At 69.0% G+C, this 364-nt stretch carries 1 protein-coding gene; it reads left to right on the forward strand.

From position 1 onward, the window contains the following. Nucleotides 1-364, forward strand: a 364-nt coding sequence (locus EIP85_RS22660) for a Gfo/Idh/MocA family protein (RefSeq protein ID WP_422067231.1), incomplete at both ends; no start/stop codon positions are given.

The raw sequence follows: 364 nt of genomic DNA on the forward strand, positions 1-364 counted from the left end.
ACGATGATCGCCGAGCGCGCGGACGGGCAGGGTGGCCGCCGCAAGGTCGAGGTCGACGACATCGGCCGCGCCTTCCTGCGCTTCGAGAGCGGCGCCACCGGCTCCATCGAGGGCAACTGGATCGCCACCGGCCGCAAGATGCAGCATGACTTCGAAGTCTTTGGCACCCGGGGCGCGCTGGCCTTCAGCCAGGAGCGGTTCAACGAGCTGCACTTCTACGCGACCGACGACCCCCAGGGCCGCCAGGGCTTCCGCCGGATCGAGGCGGGGCCGGAGCATGCGCCCTATGGCCTTTTCTGTGTCGCGCCGGGCCATCAGCTTGGCTTCAACGACCTCAAGGCGATCGAGGCCGCGGGCTTCATCG

Source organism: Solirhodobacter olei (assembly GCF_004010155.1).
Taxonomy (GTDB): domain Bacteria; phylum Pseudomonadota; class Alphaproteobacteria; order Rhodobacterales; family Rhodobacteraceae; genus Solirhodobacter; species Solirhodobacter olei.